General features: G+C 60.2%; 17 protein-coding genes. 2 read left to right on the forward strand and 15 right to left on the reverse strand.

Annotated features, from left to right (window positions below):
* Positions 1 to 54 precede the first annotated feature (54 nt).
* From BLW80_RS15545 to BLW80_RS15575, 7 genes are all read right to left on the reverse strand, one after another.
* Positions 55 to 996, reverse strand: a complete 942-nt coding sequence (locus tag BLW80_RS15545; RefSeq protein ID WP_093758646.1) for an HlyD family secretion protein — start codon at positions 994 to 996, stop codon at positions 55 to 57.
* Positions 993 to 1,238 carry a DUF3302 domain-containing protein gene (locus BLW80_RS15550; RefSeq protein WP_093758647.1) on the reverse strand — a complete coding sequence of 82 codons (246 nt, stop codon included), beginning with the start codon at positions 1,236 to 1,238 and terminating at the stop codon, positions 993 to 995. Before BLW80_RS15550 ends, BLW80_RS15545 begins: the two co-directional genes overlap by 4 nt.
* 10 nt (positions 1,239 to 1,248) lie before the next feature.
* Positions 1,249 to 2,244 carry a DUF1254 domain-containing protein gene (locus tag BLW80_RS15555; RefSeq protein WP_244528323.1) on the reverse strand — a complete coding sequence of 332 codons (996 nt, stop codon included), beginning with the start codon at positions 2,242 to 2,244 and terminating at the stop codon, positions 1,249 to 1,251.
* Between the two features lie 35 nt (positions 2,245 to 2,279).
* A complete protein-coding gene (locus tag BLW80_RS15560) occupies positions 2,280 to 3,716 on the reverse strand; it encodes a DUF1254 domain-containing protein (protein ID WP_093758649.1) in 1,437 nt (478 codons plus the stop codon).
* Positions 3,717 to 3,726: 10 nt separating this feature from the next.
* Complete coding sequence (locus BLW80_RS15565; RefSeq protein ID WP_210185335.1) at positions 3,727 to 4,749, reverse strand: HAD family hydrolase; 1,023 nt, start codon at positions 4,747 to 4,749, stop codon at positions 3,727 to 3,729.
* Positions 4,750 to 4,831: 82 nt separating this feature from the next.
* Positions 4,832 to 6,667, reverse strand: a complete 1,836-nt coding sequence (locus BLW80_RS15570; RefSeq protein WP_210185329.1) for an arylsulfatase — start codon at positions 6,665 to 6,667, stop codon at positions 4,832 to 4,834.
* Between the two features lie 36 nt (positions 6,668 to 6,703).
* Positions 6,704 to 7,684: a formylglycine-generating enzyme family protein gene (locus BLW80_RS15575; protein ID WP_170849717.1), complete on the reverse strand. Its 981-nt coding sequence runs from the start codon at positions 7,682 to 7,684 to the stop codon at positions 6,704 to 6,706.
* A gap of 819 nt (positions 7,685 to 8,503) precedes the next feature.
* Here BLW80_RS15575 and BLW80_RS15585 point away from each other — a divergent pair.
* Together BLW80_RS15585 and BLW80_RS15590 are read left to right on the forward strand one after the other, a co-directional pair.
* A complete protein-coding gene (locus tag BLW80_RS15585; RefSeq protein ID WP_244528253.1) occupies positions 8,504 to 9,496 on the forward strand; it encodes a SphA family protein in 993 nt (330 codons plus the stop codon).
* A gap of 54 nt (positions 9,497 to 9,550) precedes the next feature.
* A complete protein-coding gene (locus BLW80_RS15590; RefSeq protein ID WP_093758652.1) occupies positions 9,551 to 10,525 on the forward strand; it encodes a helix-turn-helix domain-containing protein in 975 nt (324 codons plus the stop codon).
* A 508-nt stretch (positions 10,526 to 11,033) separates the two neighbouring features.
* Here BLW80_RS15590 and BLW80_RS15595 read toward each other — a convergent pair.
* The 8 genes from BLW80_RS15595 to BLW80_RS15630 form a co-directional block, all read right to left on the reverse strand.
* The gene (locus BLW80_RS15595; protein WP_093758653.1) at positions 11,034 to 12,449 is read right to left on the reverse strand and encodes an aldehyde dehydrogenase family protein; all 1,416 of its coding nucleotides are present in this window, start codon (positions 12,447 to 12,449) and stop codon (positions 11,034 to 11,036) included.
* 96 nt (positions 12,450 to 12,545) lie between these two features.
* Complete coding sequence (locus tag BLW80_RS15600) at positions 12,546 to 13,307, reverse strand: SDR family NAD(P)-dependent oxidoreductase (protein ID WP_093758654.1); 762 nt, start codon at positions 13,305 to 13,307, stop codon at positions 12,546 to 12,548.
* 94 nt (positions 13,308 to 13,401) lie between these two features.
* Complete coding sequence (locus BLW80_RS15605; protein ID WP_093758655.1) at positions 13,402 to 14,370, reverse strand: Bug family tripartite tricarboxylate transporter substrate binding protein; 969 nt, start codon at positions 14,368 to 14,370, stop codon at positions 13,402 to 13,404.
* A 223-nt stretch (positions 14,371 to 14,593) separates the two neighbouring features.
* On the reverse strand, positions 14,594 to 16,117 hold the full coding sequence (locus BLW80_RS15610; RefSeq protein WP_093758656.1) for a porin: 1,524 nt from the start codon (positions 16,115 to 16,117) through the stop codon (positions 14,594 to 14,596).
* A gap of 484 nt (positions 16,118 to 16,601) precedes the next feature.
* Positions 16,602 to 17,372, reverse strand: coding sequence for an SDR family NAD(P)-dependent oxidoreductase (locus BLW80_RS15615; RefSeq protein WP_093758657.1), 771 nt, complete (start codon positions 17,370 to 17,372; stop codon positions 16,602 to 16,604).
* Positions 17,369 to 18,067 carry an NAD(P)H-dependent oxidoreductase gene (locus BLW80_RS15620; RefSeq protein ID WP_093758658.1) on the reverse strand — a complete coding sequence of 233 codons (699 nt, stop codon included), beginning with the start codon at positions 18,065 to 18,067 and terminating at the stop codon, positions 17,369 to 17,371. The genes BLW80_RS15615 and BLW80_RS15620 overlap by 4 nt, the downstream gene beginning before the upstream one ends.
* A gap of 30 nt (positions 18,068 to 18,097) precedes the next feature.
* The gene (locus BLW80_RS15625) at positions 18,098 to 18,985 is read right to left on the reverse strand and encodes a branched-chain amino acid ABC transporter permease (protein WP_093758659.1); all 888 of its coding nucleotides are present in this window, start codon (positions 18,983 to 18,985) and stop codon (positions 18,098 to 18,100) included.
* Positions 18,978 to 19,751, reverse strand: coding sequence for an ABC transporter ATP-binding protein (locus BLW80_RS15630; RefSeq protein ID WP_093758660.1), 774 nt, complete (start codon positions 19,749 to 19,751; stop codon positions 18,978 to 18,980). Before BLW80_RS15630 ends, BLW80_RS15625 begins: the two co-directional genes overlap by 8 nt.
* Positions 19,752 to 19,753 lie beyond the last annotated feature (2 nt).

Consider the following 19,753-nt stretch of genomic DNA (forward strand, 5'->3'; position numbering starts at 1 on the left):
ACCCGATACGAAGTGGGCGCCGCTCTGTTGGACGCTTAATGGTCATCTCGGGACTCAAAACGGATTGACATAGTTCAGGATCGCAATCTGTCTCAACAGGACCTTGCGAATGATATGCGTCGCCTTGACATGGTCGGTGAAGATCGCGGCCTCGCCGGCACTTCCCGCTGGCAACTGCGCCGCAATCCCGGCGTCGTCGAGCTTCACGCGGGCGACGAACGGCGCGGACTGGATTGCTTTCGGCATCACGGCAACGCCCGACGTCTGGGCCAGCCCCGTGGCAACAGCCTGCAGGATACTTTCCACTCGCCCCGTATAGATCTTGCCCGGGAGGAACTTGAACGTCACCTCGACCGGCTGGCCGCTTCGCAGATATCGCGCATCGTTCTGCGCGATTTCGACACCGACAATCGTATCCGAGGTGTCGATGAAAGCCATCACCGGCGTCAGCGGCAGGTTTGCCACCCGCGCGCCCTTGCGCAGCGCGAGATTGGTCACATAGCCATCGGCCGGTGCGCGCACGATGGTCTTGTCCAGATTCCACCGCGCGCTGTCACGCTGTGCACTCAGCTGATCGACCTCCGATTGCCGCTGTTCAACATCGAAGCCGCGCCCGGCATCGCGCTCAAACAGTTGCGTCATCTGGGCAAGGCGCACGTCCGATAATTTCAGTTGCGTTTCGATCCCCTTGACCTGGGCCTCGTAGGGCACCGGGTCGATCCTGAAGAGAACATCACCTGCCTTGAGCGGGGTATTGGCGACGACCGGCACATCGATTACCTCGCCCGCAACGTCCGGGACGATGGAGACTGAGTGGCGGACCACCAGCGCCGACCCCTGCGGCGCGCCCCAGCCCATCGGAATGAACAGCAACAGGTTCAAAAACAGAAGAACAATGAAAGGGGAGAATTTCCAGAAGAGGTTGAAGCGAACGATGCCGGTTCGCACAAGGACGAACAGCAGAACCAGATAAACTGCCATGATCGCGATCATCATGACTGTTGCTCCCTCTTGCTGGAGGCAGGCACATCGACATAGGCCCAGATCAAGGCAACCGGCCAGAGCGCGAAGCCGCAGATCAGCGTGACCCAGCCCACGACCGTCACTGCCTCCGCCTGCGGATGCCCGCGGGTTTTCGCGATATGTCCGGGCAACCAGCCGGCGATGCAGAACACGCCGATAATGCAGGCAGCCAGGATGATCAGAACGATCCAGGCGAAGATGTCGAATCCGCTCATCCAGGCCTCCTTAATTGACCGCTTGCGGCTCCGGGAATTTCCATTTCCCGCTGAGGATTTCGGCGCGCGGGCGATAGAGTCGCACGGTGTAGTTCCAGCCCTTCATGATCGGCAGGCAATTCGGGATTTTACCGTCACATCCGCCGAACTGGATGCTCACCGAACCGTCGGCATTCTTTTTTGAAGTGAGATTGTTGAGCGAATAGGCGTTGTACGGATTCTTCTCGTAATAGCCGGCGGCATTGTAGAGACTGACCGACCAGAACGCATCGACCGGCACGTCCTTGACGTTGAGCTTGTAGATCGTGTTGCCGTCATTCTTCGATGGCGAGAAGCTGAGATAGGTCGCGTCCTTATCGGGATTGCCACCCCAGCCCGCTGACGTACCGATCAAATGCCTGATAGGGTCGACCTGAGCTTTGGTGCCGAAGGCATGCGAGAATCCGCCTGCATATTTCGCCAGCACCAGAAGCGCGTCGTGGATATCTTTCCGGGCGGCCTGATCCCAATTCGGCAGATCGAGCTTCCCTTCACCTTTCTGGCTTGCCTTGATTGCATCTTGCAGATCGTGAACCTGCTTGAGGTCTTCGGGATTGTTTGGATCGACGAGCGTACGGACGCCAGCCACGGCGTACCGCGTGCCCACATTTTCCTTTGTCAATTTGTGCGATCCGGCACCGTAGTATACGGCCGGAACATAATGGTCCTCGTTAATAATTTGCAGCGACATAAAGCGCTTGCCCGCGTTCGGCATCGTGACGGTCACAGGCCCCGCGTCGAGGTCGAACACGGCGAACGAATAGAGCGTGTCGCGATTGAGGCGAATGATCGTCTGATTATCGATGCTCGCCGGCTCGCGGTTGTGCTTGAATTTTCCCAACTTGCCGTCTTTGAGAAGATTGCCGATATAGGCATCGGACTCGGCTCGGGCAAAGTTATCCAGTGTGACAGGCAAGGAGCCGCCCGCTGGCGATTGAGCCTGTGCGGCACTGCCCGCAGCGATCATGATCACAGAAACGTAGAACGCCTGCTTGGTGACAATCATTGTTTCACTCCCGTGCTTTCGTTTGAAGTTTTCTCGGCATCCGGCAGCTTCCACGTCTTGTCGAAGAACGCCTTGGCCGGCGCATAGGCGCGGAACATAAGTTCGAAGCCACGCTTGGGATCGGTGGGCACCCAATTCGCCTCCCTGCCGGCAGGCGCCGTGGGACCGAAGTAGACGTCCACCGAGCCGTCAGCATTCCTCTGCATCTCGGGGATCTGCGACGAGCGGCTGGCCCGCGGCATATCGCGGATCAGGGTGTGCGTTTGCCGGTCATAGGCGGTTAGCGACCAGTATTGTTGGACCGGGGGATTCGCGGGCACTGTCAGACGATAGGTCTTGCCGCCGTCGAACGGATTGCCCTCCTTGTCACGAAGGCTCACCAGATAGAACTGCCCGGCGCCAAGGCGCTTAAGAGCGACGAACGCGAAGGTATAGGTAAAGCCACGGGCATCGACGGGGTATTTGTCGGTATCATTGAAACCGTTTTGCGTCGCTGCAATGAGTTCGGGCACGGCAGGCACGACCCACCGGCTTTCCGGGTAGAAAGGCGGAAGACCGGTGTCGTATCTCACCTCGAGCCACGCCTGCGCTTCGCGGGCGCCGGTCTCCAAGGCAGCCTTGGTCCTAGCGTCCGGCTTGAACGGCTTGCCCTTCTCGATGCCGAGCGACCGCAGCACATCGATCATCGCCCGGTCGCGCGGCTGCCATGGCTCGTTCTGCACGACGCGGTCGAGAGACGTGAAGAAGCTCGCATCATAATGGATGGTGGAGTCGAACACCACGTTGGCCGCGTCGGTGAACACCGTCGGCGGCGGGGCCGCCGCAAGGGACAGCGGATAGACCCTGACCTTCTTGCCGTAGGCCACCGACTTGGCGACGTCCGCATCGCCATGGCTTTTCAGGTTCGAACGCAGCAGTGCATAGCCACCGAACGTCGAGGGACGCAGCACGATGTAGTCTTTGGGAACGGGTTTGGCGTAACCTGGCGGCAGCAACAGATACTTGCCGCCTTTTCCCGCGTCAGCACCTGAAGGGCCGGCGTCTTCCAGTGCAACTTGCCAGAAGTCGACGATGTTGCCGTTGAGAGATCCGTCGCTGCCCGCCGGAGGGATTTCCAGCACGACAGGTCCGGCATCCTTGGTATTGAAGAACATCATCAAATAGATGGCGTCCGGATTCGGCGTGAGCGTTTGATTGTGCCAATCGAGCGGGCGTGACCAAAAGACGATCTGGTTCACTTTGCCGGACGTCTTGTTGAGCATCTCTTGCAGCATCAGGTCGGTGTTGACCGCCGACATGCCCCAGTTCATCGCCTCGATCGCGCGGCGCTCGATAGTGCGTTGCGTGAGTTGTTCAGGCGTCCACGTCTGCGCGAAGGATGTCTGTGAGGCTATGGCAGCGAAAGCGACGGTGGCGATGAACAACATCTTCATCTTTCACTCCTCATTTCTCAAAGGGGAAAACTGTCTTCCAATCGCTCTTCATATCCACGACGGTCCACCCCTTTGCCTTCGCCTCGTCCCACGCCTTGTCGAGCTGCCCGATCTTCGACGGGCGGTCGTAGGCATATTCGCGCGCAGCGTCGGTATGGCGCACGATGCCGGCGAATCGCGGGCCGCTTCCCGCCATGGTCCATTGCAGCATCTGATGGTCTCCGTCGGAATTGCCGAAGGCGAAGATCGGACGGCGGCCAATTGTCATGTTGATGCCGGCAGGTTTCCCCGGCCCATCGTCGATGAACTGCACTTTCGCCGTCTTCAGCAGCGATGGCCTGCCCGCGGCGTCGAGCTGATATTTCGTGACGCCGGTTGAGCCGACCACTTGCTCGGGCGGAATGCCGTAAGCCTTTTCAGCCCATACCCGCATGAACTCGACGCCGCCGCCGGAGACGATGAACGTCTTGAAGCCATTGGAGCGAAGGTAGGCCAGCAGTTCGACCATCGGCTGATAGATCAGCTCGTTATACGGCCGGTTGAAGCGTGGATGTTTTGCGGAGGCCAGCCAGTCGGCGACGGACGTCGCGAATTCATCCGTGGTCATACCACTATGCGCCGCGGCCACCAGCGTCAGCAGGCCCTTCTCGCCCTGCTCCCCCAGCGCCTTCCTGTCGCCGGAGAGAAACGCCTTGAACGGCTGCTGCTGCTTCCATTCAGGATGCTGCACCTCCATGGCCTTGACGCGGTCGAGCGCAAATGCGGCCTGGAAATAGACCGGCTGCTCGCACCACAGCGTGCCGTCATTATCGAACACGGCGATGCGCTCGGCAGGCGTCACGAAATCCGCGTCGCCCTGCGTCGTGACGCGCCCGACGAAGTCTGTGATCGATTTCTTGACCGCGCCGTCGTTCCAGGACGGAAGCGGATCGGTTTGGGCAAACACGGCTCCGTGCGGCAACGCCACGGAAAAAAACACAAGAACTAAAAGCACAGCCGTGCGCAGAAGCACCGCAAAGGAAGATGCAAACATGCGAAACCTCACCGATTGGTTTGAGGCTGCAGGAAATCTATACCGGCCCGCCATGAGCAGGCCGGTCTCTATGCGGAGCGAGCTACTTGATTCCGCGCTGCTGGAGTTGCTGTTCAATCGCCCTGTTCAAACCACCGCGAATCCGGTCGATATCCAACCCTTCTCTCAGCGATTTCTTCGTCTTGATGTCGTCCATCATGCCTTCCAGAAGGTTCGCCGGGTTGAAGCTCGGCGGGAAGGAGCGTGGCGGGAACTCCTTGAAGGTCTCGATGAACTGGAAGACATCATCCATCATCCCGTAAGCGCTGCCCACGTGATTCATCTGCCAGTCCCAGAAGGTGTTGGATGTGATGTCTGCGCGCTCGAACGGGTCCTGCATCAGGTTGAAAATCTTCTGCAGGCGAAGCGTCGTGAAGGGCTCGGCCCATAGACCCATTGTTCCTTCCTTGCGCTGTTCGGAGAACACGTATTTGTAGTCGCCCTGCCGCATGCATACGAGCAAGCCATCATCGTCGGCATAGAAAAACTTGGTCCGGGCGCTCTTCGTGCCGTTGTTGTTTGCGGCCGTACCGCTCACGTTACGGAGGAAGCTAGACTGGTCGTATCCGTCCAGATGCACCTTGTAATTGATGCCGTTGGCCGTGTACCCCGCCTTGAGCTTGTTGACGATGTCGGGCTCTCCGGCCGCAGCACAGAGCGTTGGAATCCAGTCGTTGTGGCTCATGACTTCGTTACTGACCGTGCCGGGCTTGATCACGCCGGGCCAGCGCACCAGACAGGGCACGCGGAAGGCGCCTTCCCAGTTTGTGTTCTTCTCGGACCGGAACCAGGTCATGGCGCCATCCGGCCATGTGTTCATGTGGGGACCGTTGTCGCTTGAATAAACGACGATGGTGTCGTTCACGACGCCCATGTCGTCCAGCGCCTTGAGCAAGGAGCCGACAGTATCGTCGTGCTCCATCATGCCGTCGATGTATTCGCTGTCGCCATGGGTATACCGTCCGCGATGATCGGCGCGCACATGGGTGCGCAGATGCATCCTCGTACCATTGAACCACACGAAAAATGGCTTGTTCGCCGATTGTTGTCTCTTCATGAAGTCGATTGCCGCAGCGGACGTCTCGTCGTCGATCGTCTCCATGCGCTTCTTGGTAAGAGCGCCGGTGTCCTCGATGGTCTGTCTGCCTATCTTGCCGAAGCGAGGATCGACGGTCGGATCATCGCGATCAGTCGCCTTGCATTTCAAAACGCCACGCGGACCGAATTTGGCCTTGTAAGCCGGATCCTTGGGATAATCCGGCAACTCGGGCTCCTCCTCGGCGTTCAGATGATAGAGATTGCCGAAGAACTCATCGAAGCCATTCACGGTCGGCAGCGACTCGTTACGGTCGCCCACGTGGTTCTTGCCAAACTGTCCCGTTGCGTAGCCGAGGTTCTTGAGCAGGCCGCCAATGGACGGATCGAGCTGGTTCATGCCCATTGGGGCGCCGGGAAAGCCGACCTTGGTCAGGCCAGTGCGGATCCCGTGCTGCCCCGTTAGAAAGGCGGCGCGCCCGGCGGTGCAGGACTGCTCGCCATAGTAGTGCTGGAGCCTGATGCCCTCACGGGCGATCCGATCGATGCTCGGAGTTTCATAACCCATCAGCCCATTCGAGTAGGCGCTGATATTGGCGATGCCGACATCATCGCCCCAAATGATGAGGATATTTGGCTTACGACCGGACGGGGCAGCGGGTGCTGGCGCGGGTCCTGGAGTAGGTGCAGCTTTCTGCGTCTGAGCCTCTGCGGCCGACGTCATTGCCGCCATTGCCATGAGTGCCGATGAGCCGAGCAGAATATTGCGGCGGCTGAGAGCGTGATTGTCGGCCTCGCTGGATGGAGCTTCGAGTTGGTCCCGGTCTTTCGCACTGCTCGTCATTGTACTCTCCGTTCTTCACACAGAAGTTGAACGTCATTACGTAGCGAGTTTCCTTGTCACACAGCGAAATCCGACATGGCTGGTCGACGTGTCGACCGGTTCGGCGTGGCGCGCGGCCGGCCGATAGCGACGGCAATAGTTTGGCGCACACAGATGTGAACCGCCCTTGAGGACCTTGCGGGGAATTCTGATGTTCGGCTGACAGGCGTCGTAACTTTGGTCTTCACGGCCACCGCGCGGATTTTCAGGAATGCAGCAGGCCTTCGGCGCGTCAGTTTCGTGCTTCGGGGAATACCAGTCGCTGGTCCATTCCCAGACATTGCCGATCATGTCGTGAATGCCGTAACCGTTCGGCGGAAAAGCCGTCACAGGCGACGTGCGCTCAAAGCCGTCCTGACCGAGGTTTTGCCGCGGGAACTCACCCTGCCAGGTATTGGCCATATGCGCACCACCGGGCGTGAACTCGTCGCCCCATGCGAACTCTGCGCTATCGCGGCCACCGCGCGCGGCAAACTCCCATTCTGCTTCGGTCGGCAACTCCTTGCCGACCCATTTTGCGTAAGCGAGTGCATCCGAATACGAAACGTGCACGACAGGGTGATTGTCGTGCACGTTGATATTGGTCTTGGGTCCGTAGGGATGCCGCCAGTCGGCGCCCTTCACGAAGGACCACCACTCGGCCCAATTGCGCAGATCGATCGGCTCGCGCGGCGGGGTGAACACCAGCGAACCCGCATAAAGCATGTGAGGCAGTGCGCCGGGATAGTCCTTCGGATCCGGTGGAATTTCGGCGAGGGTCACATACCCGGTGGCCTTCATGAACTGCTTGAATTGCCTGTTCGTGACAGGCGTTTTGTCGATCCAGAAGCCGTCAACGGTCACACGATGACTTGGCGCTTCCTCTGGATAATGATGATCCGATCCCATGCGGAAGGTCCCGCCCGGAATCCACATCATCCCGTCCATTCGGAGATCGTCCGCTGATTGATCGCTTCGCTCGATGTCCGCGCGCAACATTGTCATGGCATCTCACCAACCATCGACTATTGGCAAACGTCCCAAAATCCCTGTCTCTGGCTTGGGTCCGTGTAGTACCAACAATAGCCGGGCGCTGGCGGAGACCCCGCCCACGCGGCCGCCGTCGCTGCTGTCACGAAACCGATGGCAGCACCTGCCGCGATCGCACCGCCGGGCGGCCACCTGTACCACCCGGGGCGCACCCAGCGACCAGGCCGAACGGCCGGGCGAACGGGACGAACGCCGGGGCGAACGACGGTTGAACGGCGCACAACAGCACCGCCGCGCGGACCGACGACGGCTCGGCCTCTGTGCACAACCACGACCGGGACAACCGCTGACGTGTCGTTGACTCGTCGTTTGTGCAATGCGCCATGACCGGGCATGGCGGCGGTCGCTGGCGCAAGTTGAACTGCGACGAAGAGTCCTGCCACGAAGAAAATCGCAGCGTTCCGGCGAAGCCTTGAATCGTTGAAGGTCATGGTGTCTGACCCTTCTTGTTCAACGCAAAGAATTTTTAGCAAAACAAACTCTGGCCGCGTCGAGCGATAACGCAGCTCGCTTGATGGCCAGCGACGAACACACTATGCGCAGGATCTGAAATTGGGATGTGCAGTTTGTGCCAAAGTTCTCGATCGTACCGTCAGGATTAAGGGGACACTCGTCGCGGCTCGCAATTTTCCTAAAAGTCAGCACGAGTTTTCACGCCTGACTTCGAGGTTGTTGTTCCGCAAAAACTCCGCTTAGATTGCAATCGGCCATATGCGCGGTCGCACGCTGATTCCTTTGGGCGGAGGTATGATGCGATATAGTTCTCGTATGATTTTTGGCTTCGGTGCGATGCTGCTTGTTGCAGCTGCCGCCGAGAATGCAAAAGCGGCAGAAGGCGCGGTCGGTGTTTATCTGCTCGGTGCTCGCGGCCCGATGGCCGGTTTTACACCGCCCCCGGGATTATACTTCCAGGACGACACGTATTTTTATGACGGCAAGATCGGCGGTGGGCGAACGCTCCCGTTCGGAGGCTTGCTGGTTGCGAACGTTAGCGCCACGACCTGGATGAATCTTCCAACCACGATCTGGGTGACGCCCGCGAAAATATTCGGCGGCGATCTGGCCTTCTCCGCCACCGTGCCGACATTTGGCGAACCGCGGGTGAACGCGGGCCTGCTGGTGAATTCACCGCGCCTGGGACCGATCGGCGCGAACGTTAGTGACTCACAACTGAATGTCAGCGACTTCCTCGTAAGCTCTTTTGTGGGATGGCATTCAGGAAATTTCCACTGGCAGCTTGGCGTGAGCGGAATCATCCCTTCCGGAAGCTACGTTGCGGGCCAGTTGTCCAATGCGTCGCTGAATAGGCCCGGGGTAGATATTTACGGCGCGCTGACATGGCTCGACCCGACAATCGGTATTGATTTATCCATGGCGATGGGCGCCACGTTCAATCAAACCAACCGGGCGACGGACTACAAAACCGGCGACGAATTCCATCTGGAATGGGCCGCCTCGAAGTATATCACCAAGGAATTCACCATCGGTCTCGTAGGCTATTACTATCAGCAATTCACCGGTGACAGCGGCAGCGGCGCGAGACTTGGATCGTTCGAGGGCCGTGTCGTCGCGCTCGGTGGAACCGTCGGACATACATTTGAAGTTGGAAAGTTGCCGATTTCTACGCGTATCAAAGTCTATCGTGAGTTTGATGCGCAAAATCGCATGGAGGGCACATCGGGTTTCTTCACCGTCTCGCTGCCCCTGGCCGCCGATTCCTCGGTGAAGCCGATGCCGTCAGCGATCAAGGCCAAGTTCTAGGCTGGTCTGAGCGGCGCTTCACCCTGTTGCTGTCCTATTGAAAGGGACGACAAGATGAGTGAGCTTTCGGTGACAACCGCCCGCGTGAATGACTTCGAGGGTTTTCGCGAAGCAGTTCACGGCTCCCACGTGGACGTGATGCAACTTGAGCGCGGCAAGCTTCGTGGTTCTCTGACCCACGTAGGAATCGGGAATTTCTCTCTCAGCATTGGATCATTCTCAGCCGGAATTCGAACGCAGCGAACGTCGAATGAGCAAAAGCTCATCATCGGAATGCTGCTGGGATCCAGCAATCGCGTAACGCACTGGTCGTACGACATGCAGCCCGGCGACGTTCTGGTTATTCCGCCGAGCATCGACCATGACGGCAGGTTTTTTGGCGCCTCCTCCTACGCCGCCATTCGTCTGGATTTGACGGACGTCGCCAGCATCTTCGGCGGCGCAACAGACTTGGCCGATCCCGCGACATGGAGTGTAAAGAACCACTATAAGGCCGATCCACGCCTCGGCGCGATAGCGATTTATAGATTGCGCAAGATTGCCTCGCGCCTCGCGGATTCGACTGGCGATTTACCTGAACAATCAGCCGATTTCTGGAGACGATCAATCACGGATGCCATGACGGCAACTGTCCTGCATTCACTGCCGTCTGACACCGCAAGGCTACACATGTCCGCCACCACGCTGGTCCGGAGCGTCGAAAACTACATCGATATGGCAGGCACGAGGCCAGTACATATCTCGGAGATTTGCACCGAGTTCGCTGTATCTCGTCGAAGCCTTCATCGGGCATTTGATGAGGTTCTGGGTATGGGACCGGTGACGTTCTTGCGCCACAAGCGCTTGTGCGACATTCATTCCATCCTGCGCGAAAGCGATCCGACGCAAACCACAGTGGCCAGAGTCGCAATCGAACATGGATTTATCGAGTTGGGGCGTTTCGCCTACTACTACCACACTCTTTTCGGAGAGCATCCGTCGAAGACGCTTGGCGCTCGTCCCTTTACGCGATCGCTCGCTGTTGCATGATATTACCAACTTTGATTCGCTTCATAAGTTTTGAGAGTTCTCTTCACAACACTATCGGCAGCGTACAGCAATCGCATCCGCGCTCTGAACGTAGCGAGACGTCATCGATTCTCCGCTATGACCTATTTGCGTTCCTATCGCAGGCTTCGAAAACCAGGAATCTTCATCGCGAGGCTCAGGCTGCTCGCTTATGGGTTTAAAGTTCACACCCAGGCCTTGCCGGAGTATATTCTCACGCCTGCGATGCCGGCGCGCAATGTCCCAGTTTCCGCTTTGCGCCAAGAGCCGCCCACAGGTCACGTCTAGTCCTTTAGGCCGTATGACCTGACCCGGCCAATTTGTGGGGCACGGGCTCAAAGTCGAAGCCCAACTTTCCCCGCGGGAAGAAATGTGCGACCGCGCCAACTTGGAGGAAGCGCGCGACCGCGGCGCCGCGAGAGCTACGACAGCCTCGTGGCGGACTACTTGCGGCGAACCGCTATCGTGTTTTGGGGCGAAGCCGGATTCGCTACCCAATGATCGCTTTGACCTCCAGATATTCTTCGAAGCCGAAAACCCCGAACTCGCGCCCGTTACCAGACTGCTTGTATCCTCCGAACGGAAGGCTGCGGTCGAATGCAGCGCCGTTGAGGTAAACACGTCCCGCGCGGATGCGATTGGCGACGGAGCGCGCGTGGTTACGGTCACGCGATTGCACGAAGCCCGCCAGTCCGAACGGCGTATCATTGGCGATCTCGATGGCCTCATCCTCGCTGTCATAGCTCATGATGGACAGTACCGGACCGAACACCTCCTCGCGCGCAATCCTCATTTGCGACGTCACGTCGCCGAACACGGTGGGACGAACGTAATATCCGCGATTGAGCCCGGCCGGCCGGCCCGTTCCGCCCGCTACCAGGGTCGCGCCCTCGTCGATGCCGGACTGGATCAGGTCTTGCACTTTCCCGAACTGTGACTGGCTCACCAAAGGCCCCATGGTGGACGCCGGATTGAGCGGATCACCGAGACGGATTCTGCTGACGGCTTCACTTGCCGCGGCGAAGGCTGCGTCGCGCTGCGCGCGCGGAATCAGCATGCGCGTGGGCGACTGACAATTCTGGCCCGTATTTGTGTAGCAGGCGTGAACGCCCTGTATGACAGCAGCTTTCAGATCGGCATCCGGAAGGATGATATTGGCGGACTTGCCGCCCAGCTCCTGCGCGACGCGCTTGACGGTATCCGCCGCCAGCTTGGCCACCCGAACACCGGCGGCTGTCGATCCGGTGAATGACACCATGTCAATCTCGGGATGGCCGGCGATTGCCTCACCCACCGTCGGACCATCGCCGTTCACCACATTGAACACACCCGCTGGAATGCCGGCGTCGTGCACGATCTCGGCGAACAGCATGGAGCTCAGCGGCGCGATCTCACTCGGCTTGAGAATGACCGTGCAGCCGGCGGCCAGTGCTGGCGCGACCTTCGAAGCCACCTGGTTCAACGGCCAGTTCCACGGCGTGATCAGGCCGCAGACACCGATTGGCTCACGGCGAACGACCCCGCCTCCCATCGGTTCTTCAAACCTGTAGTCCGCAAGCACGCGCGCAGCTTCCTCGAAATGAAACAGCGCAACGGTCGCCTGGCGTTCTGTCGCAAAGGTGATCGGCGATCCCATTTCCAGCGTCATCATCCGCGCCAGTTCCGGCAGACGTGCCCTGAAGCCCTCAATGATCTTCTGAAGATAGACGAGCCGGTCTTTCACGCTCACTTCGGAATAGGTTGCAAAGGCGCGGCGGGCCGCCTGCGCGGCCCGGTCCACATCCTGGCGGGTACCCAGGCTGATCCGCGCGAAGGCCTCCTCCGTCGCAGGATTGAAAATTTCAAGAGTTGACGGCGTGACCGGATCCACCCAGGCGCCATTGATATAGAACTTCAGCTTGTCCATCTTCTCCACCCGTGACGCCCATACGAGGCGTAGCCATTGTGTCCGGGTTTACGCCCCGCCGTCGCTGTCTCGCCGTAATTCCCGCTGCCGTGTGTTTTAAAGATGCCTGCCCTCGTCCACCGGCACGACGATCCCCGTTGAACTCGTCAGGTTGACGATGCAGGCCATCACCGCTCTTGCGACATCGTCGGGCGTCGTGATGCGGGCAAGCGGCAGTTTTTCGGCGACCCGCTGCAACTGTTCCCGCGTCCGGCCGGCGACGAAATCCGTATCCACGCCGGCCGGTGAAATGGAAAACACGCGTATCTTGGGTGCGAGCACTTTCGCGAGCGCGATAGTCAACGCGTCGACGCCCGCCTTGGCGGACAGATAGGCCAGGCTGCTTCCCAGCCCGGTGCGGGCGGCAATGGACGAAATGTTCACAATGGCAGCGCCGCTGCCGCGCTCCAGCAATGGACGGAAAGCGCGCACCATGGCGAAAGGCCCCCGCAGATTGATGGTCACGGTGCGGTCGAAGATCTCGTCGGTCAGCGCGTCGAGATCGTTCGCGGACACTGGCGTCGTGGCGCCTCCACAGTTGACCAGTACACCGAGCTGGCCATGCTCCTTCTCCACCCGCGCCGCGGCTTCGGCGATAGAGGATGGATCGTCGATCGCGATGCGCAGGGCAAGATGGCCGGTGCCCTGCAGCCCGCGCACGACATCCTCCGCCAGTTCCTTGCGGCTGTTGTAGCCGACCACGACAGCCGATCCGGCGGCGGCTAGGCGCGCCGCTGTCGCCTTGCCGATCCCGCTACTGCCGCCCGTGACGAGTGCCACAGCGGGAGTCGACAGCGCGGGAACATCGATGCGGATCATGTCGGTCACTCAATCACTCCCGATCGTCAGACGACGTGCCTGGACCAGTGCAACTGGGATAACGCTGCACTGCGCGGTGCCGGCCTCGCCGTTGCTACATTGCAATTTTTGCCGCCTCGATTACCGGCCGCCACTTGGCGAGTTCGGCCGCGACGAAGGCCTTGAGATCGTCCGGCGATCCACCGACGCCCAGCAATGCATTCTGCCCGAGAATAGCTTTTCCCTTTTCACTCTGAAGAAAGCTGTTCACGATGCTGTTCAACTTGGTGACGATTTCGGGCGATGTCCCCGTCGGCGCGACCATGGCGTACCACGCTGATGCCTCGAAGCCCTTGAAGCCCGTCTCCTGCACTGTCGGTACGGCCGGCAGTTGCGCGGCCCGCTGGCTGGTCGTGACGGCAAGCGCCTGAACTTTTCCCGAAGTGACCAGCGGCACATAGGTCGGCATGAAGTCGATGACGATGTCGATCTGACCGCCGAGCAAATCCGTCATCAGCGGTGATGTGCCGCGATACGGCACGTTGGTCATCTTGACGCCGACGGACCTCTGCACCAGTTCCGACGTGATGTGCCCGAGCGTGCCGTTGCCGGGATGTCCCACATTGACCTTGTCGGGGTTCTGCTTCGCATAAGCGATCAGCTCTTCGAATGTCTTCGCTGGAAAGTCGGCGCGCGCAGTTACAATGAGCGGGGACTTGGCGACGAGAACGACCGGCGTGAAATCCTTTTCGGAATCATAGGCCAGCCCCTTATACATCAGCTTGTTGAGCGCAATCGGCGCAGGCGTGCCAAACAGGAGCGTGTAGCCGTCAGCGCTCGCCTTGGCCACGGCCGCACCGCCAATGCTGCCGCCTGCCCCCGCACGATTGTCGACGATGAACTGCTTGCCGAGCGCCTCGCTCAGCGCCTGACCGACCGCGCGCGCGAGCGTATCGACGGCGGATCCTGCCGGAAACGGCACGATCATGGTGACGGTCCGTTCCGGCCATCCTTGCGCGGCGGCGTTGTGAATGGGCGTCAGGGCGAGCACGAGACCGCACAGGCCGACTAGCAATGCACGCATGTTTCCTCCGATTTTTACGATGCAGGCTGTGCCCGCTTGTTCAGCGCCATCTTCCGCAGCGCTTTCCCTGTTCGATGTCCTACAATCAAACCGCTATCGAAGTTGCGGAATGTGCCGCCGTTCCGCTGTACGGCATGGCTCGCTCACGCGCTTGCGTAAACAGTCCCCCGGCACGTCTGCCGGGGGCTCTTGTTTTCAACACCGCCCCAGTGGTCGATCAGGCTCAGAACGATCGCAGGATCTGAACCGCGCCGTTGTAGAGGTTCTGATCGCGCACGGCGTAGGATGTGCCCGCCGGCTTGCCCACGACGTTGCCGGTGTAGGTGCCACCCAGGCTCTGATCCATGCGGCTGTAGATGAATTCCGCCGAGAGCGTCAGATTTTGAACGGGCGTCCAGGCTGTTCTGGTGCCGACCTGCGTGGTGGCAAAGTCGAAGTTGTTGCTGGTCCCAGACAGAACGCCGGCGGACGAAGCCGCTGCCGAGGACGAACTGGTACCGAAGCCCCGCGTGGTCGAGGCGAATGCCCCTGCCAACAGAGCATTGCCCGCGTCGCCGTAAGAGATGTGGCTGTAGTTGGCGAACAGAGAGGTGCGCCACGCCGGGTTCCAGTAATGCTCGAAGAAGCCGCTGACTTCCCAGGCCGAGCTCTGCACGATCTGGCCGCCGGGCGCATAGACGCCATCGAGAACATAGCCGAAGCCAACGGTGTTGCCATCAAACTTGGCGAACCGCCCGCCGCCCAGCGTATCGACGGTGCCCGCGAAGACGTATTTCGCGGCGCCCTTGGCGTAGGAGGCTTCCAGCTTGAGGCTGTCGCCCGCGCCGGTTGGCAGGTTCTTGAACTCGACGGCGCCGCTCACGGCGAAGCCATAGGCATCGTCAGGGTGGCCGGAGGGTTCATTGGTGTAGTATTGCGCCGTCGCCTGATGAAGGGCTGCAGCGAAATGCAGCGTGCCCCATGCCTGATCGAGGCGCAGGTTGCCGACGACGTCCGGCATATGGTTGCCGCCGGCGGCATTGCCGAGGAAGGTGTTCGACGACGAACCGTAGAATGCGCCGGTGAACTGCGAGGCACCGGGCGCCACGATGAACGTGTTCACGTTCCACAGGCCGGCATTGCGATAGGGCGACGCGTTCTCGAGCGAGATGGTGCCGGAGACGCCGTTACCGAACGACGCCGTATAGGCCAGCTGCGGAATGCCCGTCGCATTGTTGGAGCCCGCGAAGAAACCGGACGCAATGGTCGGCTTGGCGAGCGCCCATTGCGGGTCGAATTGCGAGACGGCCTTGCCGAAGGTGAAACCTGCGAACTGGATGAACGCGAAGTCTACTTCGACGAAGCCGCCGGCGATGCTTTCACGTCCCTGTGCGAAGTCGAAATGAATGTTAGAGAATGTGCGAAGCAGACCATATTCGGTCGCCGTGCGCGTATCGGTGGTCAGCGTCAGGCGCGGCTTGGTGTTGAAATAGTCCTTCGTGTAAAGATTGTTACCGCCAGCGCCGCCGAACCAGTACGGCACGTCATAATTGCTCGCGGCATTGAACGCGGTATCGATGCGAAGTGCACCGCCGATCTTAATGCAGGTGTCGGTGCCCGGGATGTAATAGAAGCCTGCGCCGTAAAGTGAGCAGATCTTCACATATTCGACCGCCTTGGCCTTCACAGGAAGATCGGCTGCGTGTGCACCGCCGATCGCCAGAATCCCTGCCGCCGAGCCGAGAACAAGAGTCTTGATAGTCGTCATTATAGATAGCCCTCCGAATTGCCTTCGTTTCCTCAGTGAAATCTTACTTGGCCGCCCATCGCCAGCTCGCGCTTGATGTACGCGAGGGCGTAACGCCGTTTTGATATAAGATATTGATGGAGAGATCGGCCTGTCAACGACGGCGGCGAATTTCGGGCCAATGATGAACGGAGTGTGTCATTCGCGTTGCATTTACGCACAAATGAAGGGTGCCGTTTCGTCTTCGCGAACAACTATCGAAACGCATGCGCGTAGCGCGCCGAGAGCGATGATCGCGAGCCTACCAATGGAGCTCGTATCGCCTCGCTGCTGCATTGCCGGCGATCGCTTGAGTGAGTCGCTCCGCAAAATGGAGAGCATGCCGTGGGTCGCGCATGCATAGTGATATCATCGGGTGTGCAGGGCAGAGGGTCCGACATGGTCGGCGTATGAATGCCACCGAACTATTGTCGAGCTGACGTCATTCGATTCCACAGCGGAACTGTCAGCTCACGCCGCCATCGGCGATGATCGTCCGCCCGGTAAGCCATTTCGCATCCGGCGACGCCAGAAACAGCGCCACACCGGCGATGTCGTCGGTCTGCCCGATGCGCCCGAGCGGTGTCATCGCTGCGATCCCCGCGCCGCGCTCGGCGAGGATCTGCGTCGTCATGTCGGTCTCGATGACGCCGGGTGCGATCGTGTTGACCGTGATTCCGCGCGGGCCGAACTCCTTGGCGAGGGCATGCGACAGAGCAGCAACCGCCGCCTTGGAGGCCGCATAGATCGAGGTGGTCGGGATCGGCCGGGTCGCGAGCGCGGAGGAGAAATTGATGATACGCCCCCCCGGTGCGGTCAGATGCGGGAGCGCCGCCTGAATGACCGCGATCGTGCCCAGGACATTGGTATCGAAGGTGGCGCGAAACATTTCGGAGTCGATCGCCTCGAACGGCCGGTATTCGGCAATGCCGGCGCAGTTCACCAGAATGTCGAGATGCTCGAACTGCGCAATGACCTGCGCAACCATCGCCCGCGCGTCGTCCGGATAGGAAATATCACCGGCGACACCGATGCCCTGCGCGCCCAACTCGGCGATATCACCGAGTACCGCATGCGCCGCCGCGGACTCATTGCGGTAGCCGATCGCCACACGACAGCCCGCGCCGGCAAAACGCCGTGCGATCGCAGCTCCCATCCCGCGCGACCCGCCCGTGACCAGCACGACCTTGTTGCTCAACGAATCCCGGTCGGGCCACCCTTGATCGCTGGTGCTCATGGCCTGCCTGTTTCCGTGGGAGTGACCGCTGCGATGCCGGCGTGCGGCGCTATGTCTTCGACTGCCTTTTGCAATCGCAGGCTCCATTGCCGCAGATACACTTCGCGGCCTTCGGCATCCACGCGCGGCGCTGCGTAAGCGACGAACGGTTCAAGAGCTGTCATGCCAAGATACTCGATCATCAGGCGCTGTGCCGACCACAGCACAGTCTGGATATCGCCATAAGCGTCGCCAGCCGAGAACCGTTGCCGGGTGCCGCCGGTGCTGAGGCACAGCAGACCGCGCTTGTCGGGAAAGAAGCCGCTGTCGAAGCGGCGGCCATCGGCATAGGCGAAGCCAAAGGCAAGGACGCGGTCGAACCAGCCCTTCAGAATGGCCGGCATGCCGCCCCACCAGATCGGGTAGAGCCAGACGACAAGATCGGCGTCGCGAAGGCGCTGCTGCTCACGCACGAGGTCGGCCGCGAAACCGCCGGTGCCGTGCGCATGGGCCTGTTCGGTCTGATAGTGAAAACGTTCCGCGTCCGCCACGGCATTGAAGTCGTGTCGGCCGGCGACCGGATCGAACCGTTCGGCATACAGATCGGACACCACCACCGCGTGGCCGGCCTGCCGCAATGTCGCGACACCGGCATCCTTCAGGGCACCCGTGAAGGAGGTCGGCTCGGGATGCGCATAGATCATCAGGACGTTCATCGCGATACTCTCACAAGCGACATCATCGGATCAGGCGCTCTTGGCCCGGCCGGCGAACAACCCGCTGGGGAAAAACAGCAGCACGATGAGCAGCACCGTCAGCGCCACGATGTTCTTGAAGCCCGCGCCGAAGAACACGATGGCACCGGACTGGATGACGCCAAGGAAGATGCCGCCGATCAGCGCCGCCGGCGCACTGCCGAAGCCCCCGATGATCGCCGCGATGAAACCGTTGATGCCGAACGGCCCTCCGACGCTGTAGGCCGTATATTGCGTTGGCGTGATGAGAATGCCGGCGGCGGCGCCCAGCGCTGCACTGAGTGCGAAGGACACGATCAGCATGCGCTCGACGGGAATGCCGAGCAATGCGGCGGCCTCGCGGTTCTGCGAACAGGCCCGCAAGGCGCGTCCCATCCGCGTGCGGTTGAAGAATTGCGTCAGAGCGAACACCATCAGGGCGCCGCAGCCGAGCACCCAGAACAACTGATAGCCGATCGCGATCGGCCCGATCTTCAACGGCCCGCCGGATGTGAATTCCGGATAGGTCCGCGGCTGATCGCCCAGAGTGAGAATGACGACCTGTTCGATCAGAAGCTGGATCGCCAGCGTCGCAAGAATGATCGCGAACAATGGCGCCTTGCGACGCCACATCGGATTGATGATAGCGATCTGGACGAGAACGCCGATGCCCGCGACCAGGATCGTCGATAGCACCGCCGAGACATAGATCGGCAGGCCGAATTGCGTCAGCATCGTATGTGCGAACATGCCACCGAGCATGACGAACACGCCCTGCGCGAAATTGACGATGCCGCTGGCATTGTAGATGACGCAAAATCCGATCGCGACCAGTCCGTAGATCAGTCCGATACCGACGCCGTTGACGAGGCTCTGGACGAGTTCGACTGCGCTAGGCATGTGCTGCCTCCTCTACGCCGAGATAGGCGGCAATGACTTCGGGATGAACCTTGATTTCGTCCGGCGTGCCTTCGGCAATCTTCCGGCCGAAATCGAGCACGGCGATCCGATGTGCGATCCGCGTGACCAGACCGACATCGTGCTCGATCAACAGCACCGTGGTACCCTGGCGGTTGATCTTCTGGATGATATGCGCAAGCCCATCGGTCTCCTGCGTATTGAGACCGGCGGCCGGCTCGTCGAGCAGCAGAAGTCGCGGCCTGGATGCCAAGGCGCGCGCGACCTCGAGCAGACGTTGCTGGCCATAGGGCAGCAGCTCGGCATCCAAATCGGCCTGTGCGCCGAGCCCGACGAAATCGAGCAGTTCGCGCGCCCGTTCATGAACCTCGGCTTCCTGCCGGCGAAACCAGGAGGGCCGCAGCAGCGCCGCGGCGACGCCGCCTCGGGTGGCGAGGTGGCAGCCGACCTCGACATTCTCGGCGACGGACATCCCCTTGAACAGCTGCACGAGCTGAAACGTCCGGATCAACCCCATGGCGGCGATCTGATCCTGGCGCATGCGCGTGGTGTCGCGGCCATCGAAGGCGATGCTTCCCGAGGTCGAATTGAGGAAGCCGGAGATCATGCTGAAGAATGTCGTCTTGCCCGCGCCATTCGGACCGATGACCGCGAACAGGCTGCCTTGCGGCACGTCGAGATCGATCTCGTTATTGGCAAACAACCCGCCGAAACGCTTGGTAAGACCTTTGACCTTGAGGAGAGCCATGG

It is taken from the genome of Tardiphaga sp. OK245, from assembly GCF_900108575.1.
GTDB classification, from domain to species: Bacteria; Pseudomonadota; Alphaproteobacteria; order Rhizobiales; family Xanthobacteraceae; genus Tardiphaga; species Tardiphaga robiniae.

Excerpts from the sequence above, each read along its gene's own strand:
- BLW80_RS15545 (WP_093758646.1), bottom strand. The coding sequence starts at position 996 with ATGATGATCGCGATCATGGCAGTTTATCTGGTTCTGCTGTTCGTCCTT.
- BLW80_RS15550 (WP_093758647.1), bottom strand. The coding sequence starts at position 1,238 with ATGAGCGGATTCGACATCTTCGCCTGGATCGTTCTGATCATCCTGGCT.
- BLW80_RS15555 (WP_244528323.1), bottom strand. The coding sequence starts at position 2,244 with ATGATCGCTGCGGGCAGTGCCGCACAGGCTCAATCGCCAGCGGGCGGC.
- BLW80_RS15560 (WP_093758649.1), bottom strand. The coding sequence starts at position 3,716 with ATGAAGATGTTGTTCATCGCCACCGTCGCTTTCGCTGCCATAGCCTCA.
- BLW80_RS15565 (WP_210185335.1), bottom strand. The coding sequence starts at position 4,749 with ATGTTTGCATCTTCCTTTGCGGTGCTTCTGCGCACGGCTGTGCTTTTA.
- BLW80_RS15570 (WP_210185329.1), bottom strand. The coding sequence starts at position 6,667 with ATGACGAGCAGTGCGAAAGACCGGGACCAACTCGAAGCTCCATCCAGC.
- BLW80_RS15575 (WP_170849717.1), bottom strand. The coding sequence starts at position 7,684 with ATGTTGCGCGCGGACATCGAGCGAAGCGATCAATCAGCGGACGATCTC.
- BLW80_RS15585 (WP_244528253.1), top strand. The coding sequence starts at position 8,504 with ATGATTTTTGGCTTCGGTGCGATGCTGCTTGTTGCAGCTGCCGCCGAG.
- BLW80_RS15590 (WP_093758652.1), top strand. The coding sequence starts at position 9,551 with ATGAGTGAGCTTTCGGTGACAACCGCCCGCGTGAATGACTTCGAGGGT.
- BLW80_RS15595 (WP_093758653.1), bottom strand. The coding sequence starts at position 12,449 with ATGGACAAGCTGAAGTTCTATATCAATGGCGCCTGGGTGGATCCGGTC.
- BLW80_RS15600 (WP_093758654.1), bottom strand. The coding sequence starts at position 13,307 with ATGATCCGCATCGATGTTCCCGCGCTGTCGACTCCCGCTGTGGCACTC.
- BLW80_RS15605 (WP_093758655.1), bottom strand. The coding sequence starts at position 14,370 with ATGCGTGCATTGCTAGTCGGCCTGTGCGGTCTCGTGCTCGCCCTGACG.
- BLW80_RS15610 (WP_093758656.1), bottom strand. The coding sequence starts at position 16,117 with ATGACGACTATCAAGACTCTTGTTCTCGGCTCGGCGGCAGGGATTCTG.
- BLW80_RS15615 (WP_093758657.1), bottom strand. The coding sequence starts at position 17,372 with ATGAGCACCAGCGATCAAGGGTGGCCCGACCGGGATTCGTTGAGCAAC.
- BLW80_RS15620 (WP_093758658.1), bottom strand. The coding sequence starts at position 18,067 with ATGAACGTCCTGATGATCTATGCGCATCCCGAGCCGACCTCCTTCACG.
- BLW80_RS15625 (WP_093758659.1), bottom strand. The coding sequence starts at position 18,985 with ATGCCTAGCGCAGTCGAACTCGTCCAGAGCCTCGTCAACGGCGTCGGT.
- BLW80_RS15630 (WP_093758660.1), bottom strand. The coding sequence starts at position 19,751 with ATGGCTCTCCTCAAGGTCAAAGGTCTTACCAAGCGTTTCGGCGGGTTG.